The sequence below is a fragment of the Methylobacterium sp. CB376 genome (genome assembly GCF_029714205.1).
Classification (GTDB): Bacteria; Pseudomonadota; Alphaproteobacteria; order Rhizobiales; family Beijerinckiaceae; genus Methylobacterium.
Genome location: NZ_CP121648.1, coordinates 5,132,247 through 5,146,738 on the forward strand (window position 1 = coordinate 5,132,247; position 14,492 = coordinate 5,146,738).

Below are 14,492 nucleotides of genomic sequence, written 5' to 3' on the forward strand. Positions count from 1 at the left end.
TGGAGTAGACCCGATGACCGACGCGGCGATCCCGGCCGGCACCCTGCCCGGCAACGAACTGGCGGCCGAGCGGGCGAGGGCGGGCCAGCCGCCGCTGGTCCCGGCGACCGCGCGCGACCGCGGGATCGGGCCGCATCGGCGGCTCGTCCTGCGCGGCGCGACCGTGATCGACGGCACCGGCGCCCCGCCGATCGGCCCGACCGACATCGTGGTCGAGAACGGCCGCATCACGCTCCTCAAGAAGGTGACGGGCAACCTCGCCACCAGCGCGAACCGGCCCGCCCCGGGCGACCACGAGATCGATTGCCGCGGCAAGTGGGTGACGCCCGGCTTCGTGGATTGCCACGCCCATGCGGGCGTCGCCTACCACGCGGCCAACGGCTGGGTGCCGCCGGTCGAGTACGTCTACAAGCTCTGGCTCGCCCACGGCGTCACCACGGTGCGCGAGATGGGCTCGTTCAACGGCCTCGACTGGATGCTCGACCAGAAGCGGCGCTCGGCCGAGAACACGATCGCGGCGCCGCGGCTCCTCGCCTACAGCTACTTCCCGGCCGTCAACGACATGCTGAAGCTGGTCCACACGCCCGAGGAGGGGCGGGCCTGGCTGCGCAGGCTGAAGGAGCGGGGGGCCGACGGGGTCAAGTTCTTCGGGGCGCCGCCCGCCATCATGGAGGCGGCCCTCGACGAGTGCCGCCAGCTCGGCCTGCGCGCGGGCTGTCACCACGCCCAGATGGCGGTGACGCGCATGAACGCGCTCACCACCGCCAAGTGGGGCCTCACCAGCGCCGAGCATTACTACGGCCTGCCCGAGGCCCTGTTCGAGGACAGGGTGGTCCAGAACTTCCCGCTCGACTACGATTACAATGACGAGTATTTCCGTTTCTCGGTCTCCGGCCAGATGTTCAGGCAGGGTGCGGAGCCCGGATCCAGGAAGTGGAACGAGGTGCTGGAGCAGTTCCTCGAACTCGGTTTCACCTTCGTGCCGACCTTCACCATCTACGACGCCAACCGCGACCTGATGCGGGCGCGCCAAGCCGATTGGCACAAGGAGTACACCTGGAAGTCCATGTGGGACTACTTCACGCCGCAGCGCGGCGGTCACGGCTCCTACTGGTATCGCTGGTCCACCCAGAACGAGATCGAGTGGAAGGAGAACTATCGGCTCTGGATGGCCTTCATCAACGAGTACAAGAACCGCGGCGGCCGGGTCTGCGCCGGTTCGGATTCGGGCTTCATCTATCAGATCTTCGGGTTCGGCTATATCCGCGAGCTGGAGCTGCTGCAGGAGGCGGGGTTCCACCCGCTGGAGGTGATCCGCGCGGCGACCTCGCAGGGGGCGGCCCTGTGCGGGCTGGAGGACGAGATCGGCACCGTGGAGGTGGGCAAGCGGGCCGACCTGCTCGTGCACGACCACAACCCGCTCACCGACTTCAAGCTCCTGTACGGGACCGGCGCGCTGCGCCTCGACGAGGCGACCAACGGCGCCACCTGGCACCGCGGGCTCGCCAAGACGATCAAGGACGGGGTGATCTACGACACGGCCGAACTCCTCGCCGACGTGCGCGCCCTCGTCAGCGCGACCTGGGAGGAGGCGGTCCCGGCCCGGTACGCCGCCGCGCAGGCGCCGGGCGCGTGACGGACAGCCTCGACTTCGTCGTGCTGACGGGCTTCCTCGGCTCGGGCAAGACCACGCTCCTGCGCGACTTCCTCGGCCGCACCGAGGCGGCCGATACCGCGATCATCGTCAACGAGGCCGGGGAAATCGGCCTCGACGGGCTCATCCTGCGCGAGACGGGCGGCGACGTCCCGATGAGCATGCTGTCGAACGGCTGCGTGTGCTGCCAGGTGACGAGCGACCTCGCGCGGACCGTCGAGGCCCTGCTGTCCGCGGAGAGGCCGGACGCGTCGGGGCCGCTGCGCCGCATCGTCCTGGAAACGAGCGGCCTCTCAAAGCCGGGTCCCGTGCTGCGCCAGCTCGCGAGTCTCGCCGCCCTCCGGATGCGGGTGGCGGTGGTGGCGACCTACGACGCCGCGAGGGGATGGGCGACGACCGGGTTCGAGGAGGCGGCGGCGCAATGGGCCGCCGCCCACCGCATCGTCCTCACCAAGCTCGACGCGGTGCCGGAGGCGCGCCGCGACGCGGCGCGGGCGGAGAGCGCCGCCCTGAACCCGCTCGCCGAACTGGTGACCGACCCCGACCGCGGCGCCGCCGTGGCGGCCGCCTTCGCGCCCCTGGCCCATCCCGGCCGCGAGCCGGCGACGCCGCTTCCGGTGTCGGGCGGGGCGCATCCGCGCGTGGCGGTGCGGCTCGGGCGGCCGGCCGGTCCCCTCGCCTACGACGACCTGGCCGCCTGGCTCGACAACCTCGCGGGCCGGCTCGGCGACCGCCTGCTGCGCCTCAAGGGCCTCGTGCGCGTCGCGGAATCCGAGCGCCCGCTCCTGGTCGAGAGCGTCGGGACGCTGTTCTCGCCGCCCCGCCCGTTCGGCCGCCCCGGCGAGGGCGCAGCGCCCTTCGTCGTGGTCATCGCCCGCGACCTCGCCCCGTCCGACCTGGAGGGCGTCGACCCCGTCGGCCTGTTCCGGTTCGCGCCGTGGAGGGACGGCAACCCCTTCCTCCGCGCCGCGCCGGCCGGCAGGCCGCGGGCCGAGCCCTGACGCGCGGCCCGGCGCGGGCGAGGCGCACGGGCGGGCGTCGCCCTCTCGCGGCCGTCAGTGCAGCCGCGGGTAGCACTGGCCGCCGGACGCGTACCAGCCGGACCCGCAATTCAGGCGGCCCGTCCGCTTGATCGGCCTCACCGGCCGAGGCGGCCACGGCCGGGTGTCGGTTTTCGGATAGCAGCTCGGTCCGCAGATGGTGCCGCCCCCCGTGTTGGGGGACGCCGCGGAGGCGCCGCCCAGGCTCGCGGCCCAGAGCGAGGCCGCGAGGGCACTCAGGATGATGGTCCTCATGGCGTTCCTGCCTCGGATCGGTTCGAAGGTCGTGGTCGGCCTCGCGGCGGAACGGCGCGGCGTGCCTGACACCCTTCCTACGGCGCCCCGCAGGGACCGACCGTGTGCCGCCACACCCGGTCGCCGTCCGGGCCCGGCGCGCCGGCGGGTGCCTTCGGCGCGCCGGCGGGCGCCTTCGGCGCGGCTGCGGGAGGCCCGGCGCGGATCACCCGGACGGGGTCCGCGGGGCGGGCGCCGCGTCGTCGGCCCTGCCCTGTGCTCTGGCGCACCGACGCCTGTTTCTGCGAGGCAGAAACAGGCGAGCGTGACCTTCGGCTATGGACCGGACATTCGGAGCACCAATCGTCAGGGAGAAAGACCATGAGAGCATGCTGCCTCCTCACAGTCGCATTTCTCTTCACGGTTCCGTCCGACGATGCCTCCGCGGCGAGTGATCTCGACCGGCTCGACGATCATGTGTCGAGCAGGATCAGCACCAAGACCATCGAGGCGCATCTCAGCCGGATTCAGGATGCGTTCCGGCGCGCCCGCACGAGCTGGTATCATCCCGTCCGCTACCGGACGGCTTTTCCGACCCTCGGCCGCTGATCCCGGCAGCCGCCGCGGCGGGCTCGCCGCGGGCGGCCCGTCAGCCCGTGGCCGCGCCCATCTCCGCGGCCGGACGGACCGCCCGGCTCGCGTCGAGAGCGTCCCGGACGACGCGTCGGGCCGTGGCGGGCGCGAGCCGGTCCGCGCGCGGCGGGATCGGCCCGTGCTGGGAACGCAGCCACGCGGCGGCCGCCAGGAGCGCGGCGCGGTCGAGCCGACGCGCCAGCTCGTCCTCGCGCAGCTGCTGGGCCCGGACGCTCAGTCCGGCGAAGTGCAGGAGGAGCCGCTGGGGCACGTCGTCGAGGAGCAGCCCCGGCGGGACCGCCTGGGCCATCGGCGTCTCCTGCGGGTCGGTCCGGATCGCGGAGGTCGCTGGGGCCATCGGCGGCTTGGGCTTGCGGTGATCTGATTTATCGGTCGGCACGGCCTTGCGGCAGGCGGCCGCGGCAGCAGACCTGTGCCACCACCGTCGCTCCTTCCGAGCCGGTTAAGCTTCTATTAAATCAAGAGAGAAGGCCAGGGCGCTCAATGCACGAACAGCAATATCATAGCAAAACTTGCGCCCGCCGTTCCAATGAGACCTGCAGTTGCAATCATCTCAACGATCATTTCAGCCTCGCGATGAATTGTGACAAGTCGTACCGGGCTCGAACGGGTTTGGCAACTGGGCCGCCAACACCACGGACGGCTGGACGGAGGCGCCACGCGGACCGGAAAGGCAGTCCGTCCCGTCGTCGGCCGACGGCCTAAGTGCCTCGGCCGGCTGACGGCCGAGCTTGGCCCGGTCGGGCGCAGGATTGCAGTGCGCTGAAGATCGGGGTCGAAAGGTGAGGTGAAATCAGCACAGAAGATTGCCACGAGTGTGTCAACGTGAGCACACTGGTGGGATGTCCTGGAGCACGCCCACGTCGCACTTCCAGCTCTGGCTCCTGTGGCCGCGACCGGACGGCGTCGGCGTCGTGACCGATCACCAGGATCTGGGCGTCGCCACCAGGGAGGTGGCGGTCGCCGCCGCGGCGGATCGGGCCTGCGAGCTGTTCTCTCGGTCCGAGGGCGTCGTGATGCTGCTGGACGCGGCGGGCCAGCTCGTCTGGTCGCGGCGGAGCGGGATGAAGCGGCCGGGCCAGCCCTCCGGGCCGTGACGGCGGCGCCTCGCGGGCGCCGCTCCGCCGCGGCGATCAGGACCGCGAGGAATCCGGCGCCGCATGCGGCCCCTACGTAGTCCTCCGAGCTGCGCCGGCCGCGCGAACGAACAGTCCATCGGAACCTGAGCGGCAGGGACATACTTGTTTATGTAGTAGAGACTATTGTCGGAAGGGAAAGCGCGTGCCGTTTGACCTTGTCGGCGAGGTGCAGGCTGCTTCGCCTGTTCCTCCCGTGCTGCCGCCGTTCCTGCGCGACGATCTCGGCGGGCGGTTGCGCGCCGGCTACGCGGCCTTCGTGGCCGAGCCGCAGCCCCGCGCCCTGCTCGATCTCGTCGCGCGGCTCGAGGACGCCCTGGCCCGGGCCGAGGCGCCCCGTGACTCGTTCCGGGACGAGCTTCTGGCCGCGATGCCGGCCCTGCGGCTCTTCGCGATGACCCTGGCGGCCGACGCGCATCAGGCCGAGGACCTCGTGCAGGAGACGCTGCTGCGCGGCTGGCAGCACCAGCAGCGCTTCCAGGCGGGCACCTGCCTGCGGGCGTGGCTGTTCACCATCCTGCGCAACCAGTTCTACACGACGTGCCGCAAGCGGCGCCGCGAGGTCGAGGATGCCGACGGCAGCGCGGCGCAGCGCCTCGCGGTTCCGGCGGATCAGGACGACGGCGTCGCGTTGCGGGAGACCTGGGAGCAGGTCGGCAGGCTGCCGGCGCACCAGCGCGAGGCGCTGCTGCTCACCGCCCTGCAGGGGCTCTCCTACGAGGCCGCCGCCCGCGTCATGGGCTGCCGGGTGGGCACGGCCAAGAGCCGCGTCAACCGCGCCCGGATCGCCCTGACCGAGGCACTGGGCGGCGAACCCGCCCCGCCGTGAGGCGGTCGGCTCGGAGAACGCCGCTCTCGCCGGGGATAGAAGTATAGCGGCGCGCCAGGACGGTATCGTTCTGCATAGAGGTGTTGCGCTCGCGTCCCTATCACGCTCCGAACGTCCCCGCGCGCCCGGGCAGCGTAGCTTTTGCGGTTCGGCTTCGTATTCTCCGGTCGGCCGTCACGCGTGCGGCAACCCGGGGGAGACATGACCATCAAGATGATTGCTGCCAGCGTCGGGATCTCCGTCGCCGCACTCGCCTTTCCGGCCCTCGCGCAGGGCACCGCGGAGCAGCAGCAAGCCTGTACGCCGGACGCGATGAGCCTGTGCGGCGAGCACATCCCGGATGCCGGCCGAGTGAAGGCCTGCCTGATCAGCAAGCGGACGAGCCTGAGCCCGGCCTGCCGCGCGGCGATCGCCGCCAACGATCCCAAGCCCGCCGCCCCCCGCAAGCGGCGCCGCAAGCACGCGTGAGCGGCGCGCCGGCGGGGGGTGGCGCGCAGGCGCTCCGCCACCGCCCCGTCGCCTCGCGGCGCTCCGGCGTCGGCATCGGCCGCGCTCAGGCGGCCAAGCCTCGCGAGAACTCGCGCACCTGCAGGGTCGCCTCGTTGACGCGCTGGGTCGAGGACGCGATCACGCCGATGCTCCGGGAGATGTCGGCCACGGCCGAGGTCATCGCCTGCATGTTGGAGGACATCTCCTGGGCCACGGCGGCCTGCTGCTCGACGGACGAGGAGATCGCCGCCGAGATCTGGTTCACCTCGCCGATGGTCGCGCCGATGCCCGCGATGGCGGCGGCGGCCTCGCGCGCGGCGCCCTGGGTCTGGGCGATCTGCGCCCCGATGCTCTCGGTCGCCTTGGTGGTCTGCGCGGCGAGGGTCTTCACCTCCGCGGCGACGACCGCGAAGCCCCTGCCGGCCTCCCCGGCCCGCGCGGCCTCGATCGTGGCGTTGAGCGCCAGCAGGTTGGTCTGACCGGCGATCCTGTCGATCAGATCGACGACCTCGCCGATGCGCTGGGCCGCGGCGGCGAGGCCGCCGACCACGGCCGAGGTCGCGTCGGCCTGCGCGACGGCGCGGCCCGCGACCTGAAGGGCGCGCTGGACCTGCCCGCTGATCTCGCCCACCGAGGCGGCGAGTTCCTCGACGCCGGCGGCCACGCTCTGGGCGTTGCCGGACACCTGCTCGGCGGCGCTCGCCGCGCCGACCGCCTGCTGCGAGGCCTGGGAGACGGAGGTCGCGATGCTGTCGAGGTCGCTGTCGACGGCCCTGTGCAGGCGGGCGCGCTCGAGGCGTTCGGTCACCGCGGCGGTGACGTCGGTGGCGACCTTGACCACCTTCACGAGGCGGCCGGACGCGTCCGCGACGGGGTTGTAGGTGGCCTGGATCCAGACCTCGCGGCCGCCCTTGCCGACGCGCTTGTACTCCGCCTGCTGGAATTCGCCCCGGCGCAGCGCCTCCCAGAAGCGGGTGTAATCCGCCGATTGCCGCTCGGCGGGATCGACGAACATCGCGTGGTGGCCGCCCCTCACCTCGTCGAGACCGTAGCCGACGATGGTCAGGAAATTGCCATTGGCAGTGACGATGGTGCCGTCGAGGGCGAACTCGATGATGCCCTGCGAGCGGTCGAGCGCGCGCATCTTGCCCTCGAAATCGGCGTTGCGCAGCTTCTGGGCCGTGACGTCGGCGGCGCATTTCAGCACGGCGTAGGGCTTGCCGCCGCGGCCGACGAGCGGGTTGTAGGACGCCTGGATCCAGACCTCGCGGCCGCCCTTGCCGATGCGCCGGTACTCGCCCGTCTGCGGCTCGCCGCGGCGCAGGGCGTCCCAGAACAGCCCGTAGGCGGCGCTGTCCCGCTCAGCCTCGGTCACGAACAGGCTGTGAGGCCTGCCCCTGATCTCGTCGAACTCGTAGCCGAGGACGGACAGGAAATTCCGATTGGCGGTGAGCACCGTGCCGTCGAGGGCGAACTCGATCATGGCCTGCGACCTGGAGATGGCGCTCAGCCGCGCAGCGGCACCGGTTAGAAGCTTGAACATCACGAGCCCTCTTTCGTGCGAACCTTGGCCTTTCGCGTCGGCGATTGGCGACAGCCGGGCTTTCGAAGTTCTTGACGCAATTGCACAGCCGATAGCCGATCTCGCAAGCTGCCGTAGGCAAGCCAGACTAATCTTGTGCCGATTGCGAGCCAGCGGCTGGCGAATGACAACCTTTTTTGAGCAACACATTCCATGCCGGTAGCCCAATCCACCGAGACCGGCCGTGAAACATATCCATGTGAAATGCGTAAAATTGTAATTGAATGCAAAATAACCGCAGGATCCAGGCCTGCTCGCTGCAGAAATGCTGTCCGGAGAGTCGAATTAGGACGAATTTCATCAATGCGAGGAGCTAGGCCGCAATCCGAGGCCGCCGGGGTCATCGCGACCACCTCGCCGATCCTCCTGACGGCCGACCTCGCCGGACGCCTCAAGGCCGTCGATTGGGGCCGTCACGATCCTCGCCGCCTCAGGGAGCCGCCGTCGCCGCGGCGGCCGTCCCAGGGACCGGGATCGTATTTCGAGCTGAATGGATGGTGCCGCCGGGGAGGATTGAACTCCCGACCTCGTCGAAGCGCCGTGCGGAGGCCCTGACACTTGAGGCATTGATCGGCGATTGGGATCGGAAGCATCTCAGCCACGGACGGGAGACGTACCGGCGGGACATGGTGGCGCGAATCAAGCGTACGCTGCCCGGTCTGCTGACATGCCCGTCGGCGTCGCTGACGCGGGCGGACGTGAGGCGGGCGCTTGATGCCGCACGCAAGGGCGATCACCTCGCAAGGAACGGCGAGGCTAGCAATGCCGCCGCCCGTGCCGAGCCCTCCCGAGATGCCTCGATTGCCGCGACTGGGGCCGGCTGTCGGGCCATGTTCAAGTGGGTCATCAAGGCCGAGCTCGTGACGGCCAACCGGTTCCACAACCTCCCGCTCGCCCCCGCGAAGCCCGAGCGCGACCGGTGGCTTGACGCGGACGCGGTAGGGGCGGTGTACGCAGCAGCGGCGGCGATGCCGTACCCGTTCGGCCCGCTTATCAAGCTGCTTGTGCTCACCGGACAGCGCCGCAATGAGGTCGCGGGCATGCGGTGGTCCGAAATCGATCTTGAGCGCTCAACATGGACGATGCCGGCAGACCGGCAGAAGAACGGCAAGCCGCATGTGGTTCATCCAAGTGCGCCCGCGCTTGCGATTCTGCGCGCACTCGCGACCGTGCGTCGTGGAAGCGACCTCCTGTTGACGACAACGGTCACAACGCCGATCTCCGGCTTCTCAGATGCCAAGGATGATCTCGACGCCCGTAGCGGAGTCACGGGATGGCAGTGGAAGAATCTCAACCAGTTCGACCTCGTAGAGAGCACTGCAAGTGGTTCGCTGCATCCGCGCAGATGTAGGTGTCGAGGTACCGGGAAACCCCGTAGGAGATTCGGCACGGGGCCGCGGAGGGTCCGATCGGGTCGGGCCGGACGCTCGCCCTCCGGCGACGTGCAGCGATCAGCACGACAGGCACACCGCCAAGAGAAGGCCACCTCGCATTTGGATGGCTTCGATCGTGGAGAGCAGGCCCTGCCGAAGAGGTGTTGTCGCGAACCAATCGAGTTTCTTGGCCGCGTCGATTGGATCTGCGATCTGTTCGCGCTCCATCAAGCGGTTCGGGACGTTCCCAAAGGCTAGTAGGTCAGGCTTGCCCATAAGTTCGCCAATAATTTTTAGCAGATCGCACAATCGGGTTGCCTTCCCGGTCCCGATCTCAATCGGTTTGACATCGGACAGATCAGCAATGCCTGCGCGCAAGAACGCGTCTATTACATCATCTACATAAACCCAATCGAGCAGACGATCGCCTTGAGAAAGCTGGGCTGTCCTTCCCTCTAAGAGAGTCTGTATGGTGTAGGGGATGACCTTATAGTCTTTCTGCCCAGGTCCGTATGTCATCATGAGGCGCAGAGTGGTCACCGGAAGTTCGTAAAGCGACGCGAACATGCGGGCGTAGCCGCAGGACACCCATTTGGCGGCCGCATAAGGGGACGATGGCACGGCGTCGTCCGCGCTGCCCTTCGGCTCCTCGAGGGAGCCTGTCATCACCATGCGTCCGATGCTGTGCCGAGTCGCTTCGGTCAGCACGTTCGTTGTTGCAATGACGTCGTTGCGTAGACTGTCGGGGATCAACGTGAGTTCTTGGCCTCCCCGACTGTCACTCGTGAGCTGATAGACGATGTCGGGCCGCACCGCCCGGAACACCGCCGCAACCTGCTCGGCGTCGCTCGCGTCGCAGCGATGCCATTCGGCGCCTAGGTTTCGATGCCCCGGATCTGCGCTGCGAGACGCTCCAGTCACGCGGGCTCCGCGGCTGACAAGCGCCCGAACGAGATGCTGGCCCAGGAACCCAGTCGCGCCGAAAACGAGCACTCTGGCGCCCCGAAGCTTATCAAGATCGATGGACGTCATGGCTGACACCTTAATATGTAGAATCCTGTGCCGCCAAATCGGCTGCGCCCTGCGTATCGGATCGGAAATAGAGACATGACGAAGCACGGCTCTCCGGTGGGTCGGTTTCTGCGGAGATTAATGCAGCGGCCAAGCCTTACGTGATGCAGAGTCTAGATCGAATTGCAGGCTTGGGCCTGGTGAGAACTCAAGCGAATGCAACCGAGTTGGCGGTCGGTTCGGACGAACGTCGGCTTGAGTTGCGGGCTATGGCGGGCTGATCGGAAGACCGCGCTGGCCGTTCCGGCTGATGATGGCTCGACCCAGGATCCATGAGCGACGGCGGCATTGGATGCGGACGTGCAGGAGCCTGCGCCGCCAGCGACGGTGACGTGCTCGGGCGTCTTCTTGGGCATTCACCCCGACCCGCACGGACGCTCCCTCATCATCGGCGAATGATCGCACGAGCAAGCCGTCTCCCCCGCTTCTTGTGGGGCGAGACTGCCTAGCGCTAGATTGTTTGTCTATCGCGCGCGTCGCCGAGGCAACTTGCGTTGTGTCAATTCCGCCCGATGATCGCCCCAGCAACACAAAAAGGGCCGGGGCCGGGGCCGACCGGCGCCTGCCCCGGACCGATCAGGGCGTCCGATCGCGTGCTTTGCCGAGGTCCAATAGGGCTTCTAGAGCATTTTCCGACGACCTGCGGTCTGTCCAGCGCAGCTGGGACGCACACCGCCTGCAGCCGCATCGGGTGCGCAGCTTCAAGCGCTCCACCGACCCTGCCTTCGCGGCGAAGGTCGAGGATATCGTGGGCCTGGACATGGATCCGCCGCGCCACGCCGTGGTGCTCCCGCTTGACGAGAAGAGCCAGATCCAGGTGCTGGAGCGCACCCGCCCGAGCCTGTCCGTGACGCCCGGTCGCCCCGAGACCCAGACCCACGACTACGTCCGGCACGGCATTGCCGCGCTGTTGGCCGCGCTGTTGGCCGCGCTGTTGGCCGCGCTGTTGGCCGCGCTGTTGGCCGCGCTGTTGGCCGCGCTGTTGGCCGCGCTGAACGTGCTGGACGGCACGGTGATCGGCCGCTGCATGCAGCGTCACCGCCACGAGAAGTTCCTGCGCTTCCTCAACACCATCGAGGCGGCGGTGCCGGCCGGCAAGCTGATCCGCGTGATCCTGGACAACTATGCCGCCCACAAGCACCCGAAGGTGCGGGCGTGGTTGGCTCGGCATCCGCGCTGGACCTTCCACTTCACCCCGACCTCGGCCTCGTGGATGAACGCGATCGAGGGCTCCTTCTCCGCCCCCACACGACGTCGGCTCCGGCGCGGCAGCTTCAGCGGGATCGTCGAGCTCCAGGCCGCGATCAACCGCACCATTGCCGAGCACAACGGCAGGCCCAAGCCCTTCGTCTGGACCAAGCCGGCCGCTGCCATCCTCGATGCTGTCGACGGCACCGCTGCCGGAGGCGGTCTGTCGCGCCATGCGATGAGGCCGCGCGGATGATCCTCTGTTCGCGAGCAGTCCGGGAGCGCGGCCAGCGAGGTTCTCACAGCATCAAGGGGTGTTCCGATGCGCTATTCTTCCATCCGCACCAGTGGCGGCGACACGCTCGCCATCCGGCGCGACGACGGGCTCTACGATCTGCGCATGGTCGATCCGGGCCTTCCCGACGGGGTGGGCGGGCTCGTGGCGGGCGGACCCGAGTTCATGGACCGTGCGAAGAAAGCCGCGGGGGCTGCCACCGGGGCTGCCCGGCTCGACGAGGGCTCGCTCCGCTACCGACCTCTGATCGAGCGGCCCGGCAAGATCATCTGCATCGGTCGCAACTACGCCGCGCATGCCCGGGAGGGCGGCGCCGAGCCGCTCGACTACCCGGACGTGTTCATGCGCGGAGCCAACTCCCTCGTGGCGCATGGCGAGCCCCTGATCAGGCCGCGCTGCTCGGACAAGTTCGACTACGAGGGCGAACTCGTGTTCGTGGTCGGCCGGAAAGCCCGCCACGTCGGCCTGGATGAAGCCTGCGGCATCATCGCCGGCTACTCGGTGTTCAACGAGGGCTCGATCCGCGACTACCAGCGGAGGGCGACCCAGTGGACGATGGGGAAGAACTTCGACGGAACGGGCGGCTTCGGGCCGGACCTCGTCACGCCGGACGAGCTGCCCGACGGGGCGGACGGGCTGCGGCTCACAACGACTCTCAATGGCCACGTCATGCAGGACGGCAACACGCACGACTTCATCTTCCCGGTCGCCCGGATCGTCGCGATCCTCACCGAGGCGATGACACTCGAACCGGGTGACGTCGTACTGACCGGCACGCCCTCCGGCGTCGGCTATGCCCGCAACCCACCCGTCTTCATAAAGCCGGGCGACGTCGTCGAGGTCACGATCGAGAAGGTCGGCACGTTGCGCAACACCGTGCGGGACGAGGCTTGACGCGGGTCGTGCGTGCCCGGCGGACAGGTCGAACGCGGCCCGTCGGACCGCGCCTGTCGCGCTCGGCTGCGTGAATCGCCGGAGTTCGAGCGGGAGTGCGTGGAGCGGTCCTCCCGGTGCCAAGGGTTCAGCTCTCGCCTCTGCAACAAGCTGCCCGGAGCCAGAAGCTGCCGAACAGCGCTGGCTGCGACGTTCGCGCGAAGGCCCGGCCAGGATAGCTCCCGCGGTCTCCCGGAAGTTCCCGCGCGTCTAGCGTCCCAAAACCGTTCCTGCAGGAACGGTGGATCGAGCTAAATGTTGGTGAGCGCGCTGGTATCCGAACCCAGGTGGACCTCGTGGCGACCGGCCTGCGACCGAGCACCGTGCCACGTGCGCCTGCCGCCACGGAGGAGATCTGAGACCGTGCCGCGTCCGCTCGATCCGATCACCATCTCCGTCGTCCAGCACCGACTGTCGGCGATCGTCGAGGAGATGGGCGAGGCGATGCTCCGCACTTCCTACTCCCAGATCCTGAATGCGAGCCGCGACTTCTCGATCGCGATCTGCGACACCCGGTGCCGGCTGATCGCGCAGGCCGACCACATCCCGGTGCATGTCGGCGCCCTGCCCTGGGCCGTCCGCGCCGTCGAGGACAAGTTCCAGGGCGCCGTCCGGCCGGGCGACGTCGTCCTGCTCAACGATCCGTCGACCGGCGGCTCGCACCTGCCCGACGTCACCGCCTTCGTGCCCGTCTTCGGCGAGGGCGTGCGCCGCTATTGGGCCGTCGTGCGCGCCCACATGAGCGACATCGGCGGCGCCACCCACGGCGCCTACAACCCGGCCGCGACGGAAATCTGGCAGGAGGGGCTGCGCATCCCGCCATTGAAGCTCTACGACGCGGGCACGCTGCGGGACGACGTGCTCGACCTCATCGCTCTCAACGTGCGCTTCCCGCGGGACTTCCGGGGCGACCTCGCCGCCATGATCGGGGCGGCGCATCTGGGCGAGCAGCGCATCGCCCGACTCTTCGGGGAGGTCGGGGCCGACCGCGTCGACGAGGCAGTCGAGGCCATCCTCGATGGCGCCGAGCGCCGGACGCGGGTCGTGGTCGGCGGCTGGGCCGACGGCATCTACCGCGGTGAGGCCTTCCTCGACGACGACGGGCGCGGCCGGGAGGATGTCCGGATCGTCGCGACTGTCACCAAGAGCGGTTCGGACATCGCGGTCGACCTGAGCGAGAGCGACCCGCAATCAGCGAGCTTCGCCAATTCCTCGCACGCCAACATGCAGGCGGCCGTGGCCATGGCCTTCGCCTACCTGATCGACCCCGACATCCCCAAGAACGACGGCTGCTTCCGGCCGCTCAGCGTGACGGCGCGGAAGGGCAGCGTGGTCTGGGCGGACGACGCGGCCCCCGTGACGCTCTGCACCACCCACCCGGCCAACGAGATCGTCGAGGCCATCGTCAAGGCCTTGAGCCTCGCCTGCCCCGAGCGGGCCATGGGCGGCTGGAGCCGGCGCTTCCGCATCTCGATCACGGGCGATAACCCGCGCACGGGCAAGCCCTTCATCTGGCACATGTTCCACGCCCGTCCGGGCGGCGGGGCCTCCCCGCGTGGGGACGGCTGGTCGGCCGCGGGCGAGTGGCATTCGGTCGGCGGCATCAAGTTCGGCAGCGTCGAGGTCGCCGAGGCGCGCTTCCCGCTGCGCTTCGAGACGCACGAGTTCCGGCCGGGCTCCGGCGGCGACGGCCAGCATCGCGGCGGGCTCGGCACGGCGATGGACCTCGTCGTCGAGGTGCCGGCCTACGCCCACACGGCCGGCGAGGGCGCGCGCCACGGCTCCGCCGGCATGCTGGGCGGCCGGGACGGCGCGCCGCACGACTACCGGATTGTCTCGCAGGACGGGGAGCGGACGCTGCGCACCAAGGAGTTCGGCATCTCCATCGCGGCCGGGGACCGGCTTGCGGTGCGGTCGGCCGGCGGCGGGGGCTGGGGACCGCCGGAGCGGAGGGCGCCCGAGGACCGGCAGCGCGACCGCGAGCGCGAGATGACCGACGAGCGAGCCTGAGCCG

The 14,492-nt window shown here is 69.3% G+C and carries 12 protein-coding genes and 2 pseudogenes; 10 read left to right on the forward strand and 4 right to left on the reverse strand.

The features are described from left to right. The first annotated feature begins 13 nt into the window (after nt 1–13). Entirely contained in the window at nt 14–1,636 is a 1,623-nt protein-coding gene (locus QA634_RS23540) for an amidohydrolase family protein (protein ID WP_012334411.1), read from the forward strand. Further along, nucleotides 1,633–2,655 (forward strand): CobW family GTP-binding protein, encoded by a 1,023-nt coding sequence (locus tag QA634_RS23545; protein ID WP_012334412.1) that lies wholly within the window; start codon nt 1,633–1,635, stop codon nt 2,653–2,655. Before QA634_RS23540 ends, QA634_RS23545 begins: the two co-directional genes overlap by 4 nt. 54 nt (nt 2,656–2,709) lie before the next feature. On the opposite strand, the gene QA634_RS23550 is transcribed toward QA634_RS23545, so the two are convergent. Then, nucleotides 2,710–2,949, reverse strand: a complete 240-nt coding sequence (locus QA634_RS23550) for a hypothetical protein (protein ID WP_043701521.1) — start codon at nt 2,947–2,949, stop codon at nt 2,710–2,712. 360 nt (nt 2,950–3,309) lie between these two features. Between QA634_RS23550 and QA634_RS23555 the strand changes: the two genes are divergently transcribed. Continuing rightward, on the forward strand, nt 3,310–3,537 hold the full coding sequence (locus QA634_RS23555) for a hypothetical protein (protein WP_012334414.1): 228 nt from the start codon (nt 3,310–3,312) through the stop codon (nt 3,535–3,537). Nucleotides 3,538–3,577: 40 nt separating this feature from the next. On the opposite strand, the gene QA634_RS23560 is transcribed toward QA634_RS23555, so the two are convergent. Then, nucleotides 3,578–3,871: a hypothetical protein gene (locus tag QA634_RS23560; protein ID WP_236728649.1), complete on the reverse strand. Its 294-nt coding sequence runs from the start codon at nt 3,869–3,871 to the stop codon at nt 3,578–3,580. Between the two features lie 553 nt (nt 3,872–4,424). Here QA634_RS23560 and QA634_RS23565 point away from each other — a divergent pair. From QA634_RS23565 to QA634_RS23575, 3 genes are all read left to right on the forward strand, one after another. After that, nucleotides 4,425–4,679 (forward strand): hypothetical protein, encoded by a 255-nt coding sequence (locus tag QA634_RS23565; protein WP_012334416.1) that lies wholly within the window; start codon nt 4,425–4,427, stop codon nt 4,677–4,679. Nucleotides 4,680–4,863: 184 nt separating this feature from the next. Then, nucleotides 4,864–5,547 (forward strand): sigma-70 family RNA polymerase sigma factor, encoded by a 684-nt coding sequence (locus tag QA634_RS23570; RefSeq protein ID WP_012334417.1) that lies wholly within the window; start codon nt 4,864–4,866, stop codon nt 5,545–5,547. Nucleotides 5,548–5,748: 201 nt separating this feature from the next. Then, nucleotides 5,749–6,015, forward strand: coding sequence for a hypothetical protein (locus QA634_RS23575; protein WP_012334418.1), 267 nt, complete (start codon nt 5,749–5,751; stop codon nt 6,013–6,015). Nucleotides 6,016–6,100: 85 nt separating this feature from the next. On the opposite strand, the gene QA634_RS23580 is transcribed toward QA634_RS23575, so the two are convergent. Next, nucleotides 6,101–7,579 carry a methyl-accepting chemotaxis protein gene (locus tag QA634_RS23580; RefSeq protein ID WP_012334419.1) on the reverse strand — a complete coding sequence of 493 codons (1,479 nt, stop codon included), beginning with the start codon at nt 7,577–7,579 and terminating at the stop codon, nt 6,101–6,103. 1,007 nt (nt 7,580–8,586) lie between these two features. Between QA634_RS23580 and QA634_RS35940 the strand changes: the two are divergent. Further along, nucleotides 8,587–8,766, forward strand: a pseudogene (locus tag QA634_RS35940) (tyrosine-type recombinase/integrase); the annotation flags it as partial. Nucleotides 8,767–9,069: 303 nt separating this feature from the next. On the opposite strand, the gene QA634_RS23585 reads toward QA634_RS35940, so the two are convergent. Continuing rightward, nucleotides 9,070–10,023 (reverse strand): NAD-dependent epimerase/dehydratase family protein, encoded by a 954-nt coding sequence (locus QA634_RS23585; RefSeq protein WP_012334420.1) that lies wholly within the window; start codon nt 10,021–10,023, stop codon nt 9,070–9,072. 679 nt (nt 10,024–10,702) lie between these two features. Between QA634_RS23585 and QA634_RS23590 the strand changes: the two are divergent. From QA634_RS23590 to QA634_RS23600, 3 genes and pseudogenes are all read left to right on the forward strand, one after another. After that, nucleotides 10,703–11,506, forward strand: a pseudogene (locus tag QA634_RS23590) (IS630 family transposase); the annotation flags it as partial. 66 nt (nt 11,507–11,572) lie between these two features. Next, complete coding sequence (locus tag QA634_RS23595; protein WP_012334422.1) at nt 11,573–12,439, forward strand: fumarylacetoacetate hydrolase family protein; 867 nt, start codon at nt 11,573–11,575, stop codon at nt 12,437–12,439. A 402-nt stretch (nt 12,440–12,841) separates the two neighbouring features. Next, a complete protein-coding gene (locus QA634_RS23600) occupies nt 12,842–14,488 on the forward strand; it encodes a hydantoinase B/oxoprolinase family protein (protein WP_012334423.1) in 1,647 nt (548 codons plus the stop codon). The last annotated feature ends 4 nt before the right edge of the window (nt 14,489–14,492 follow it).

Bases quoted from the DNA above. Each gene is read 5' to 3' on its own strand.
- QA634_RS23540 (WP_012334411.1), top strand. From the start codon at position 14: ATGACCGACGCGGCGATCCCGGCCGGCACCCTGCCCGGCAACGAACTG.
- QA634_RS23550 (WP_043701521.1), bottom strand. From the start codon at position 2,949: ATGAGGACCATCATCCTGAGTGCCCTCGCGGCCTCGCTCTGGGCCGCG.
- QA634_RS23555 (WP_012334414.1), top strand. From the start codon at position 3,310: ATGAGAGCATGCTGCCTCCTCACAGTCGCATTTCTCTTCACGGTTCCG.
- QA634_RS23560 (WP_236728649.1), bottom strand. From the start codon at position 3,871: ATGGCCCAGGCGGTCCCGCCGGGGCTGCTCCTCGACGACGTGCCCCAG.
- QA634_RS23565 (WP_012334416.1), top strand. From the start codon at position 4,425: ATGTCCTGGAGCACGCCCACGTCGCACTTCCAGCTCTGGCTCCTGTGG.
- QA634_RS23575 (WP_012334418.1), top strand. From the start codon at position 5,749: ATGACCATCAAGATGATTGCTGCCAGCGTCGGGATCTCCGTCGCCGCA.
- QA634_RS23580 (WP_012334419.1), bottom strand. From the start codon at position 7,579: ATGTTCAAGCTTCTAACCGGTGCCGCTGCGCGGCTGAGCGCCATCTCC.
- QA634_RS23585 (WP_012334420.1), bottom strand. From the start codon at position 10,023: ATGACGTCCATCGATCTTGATAAGCTTCGGGGCGCCAGAGTGCTCGTT.
- QA634_RS23595 (WP_012334422.1), top strand. From the start codon at position 11,573: ATGCGCTATTCTTCCATCCGCACCAGTGGCGGCGACACGCTCGCCATC.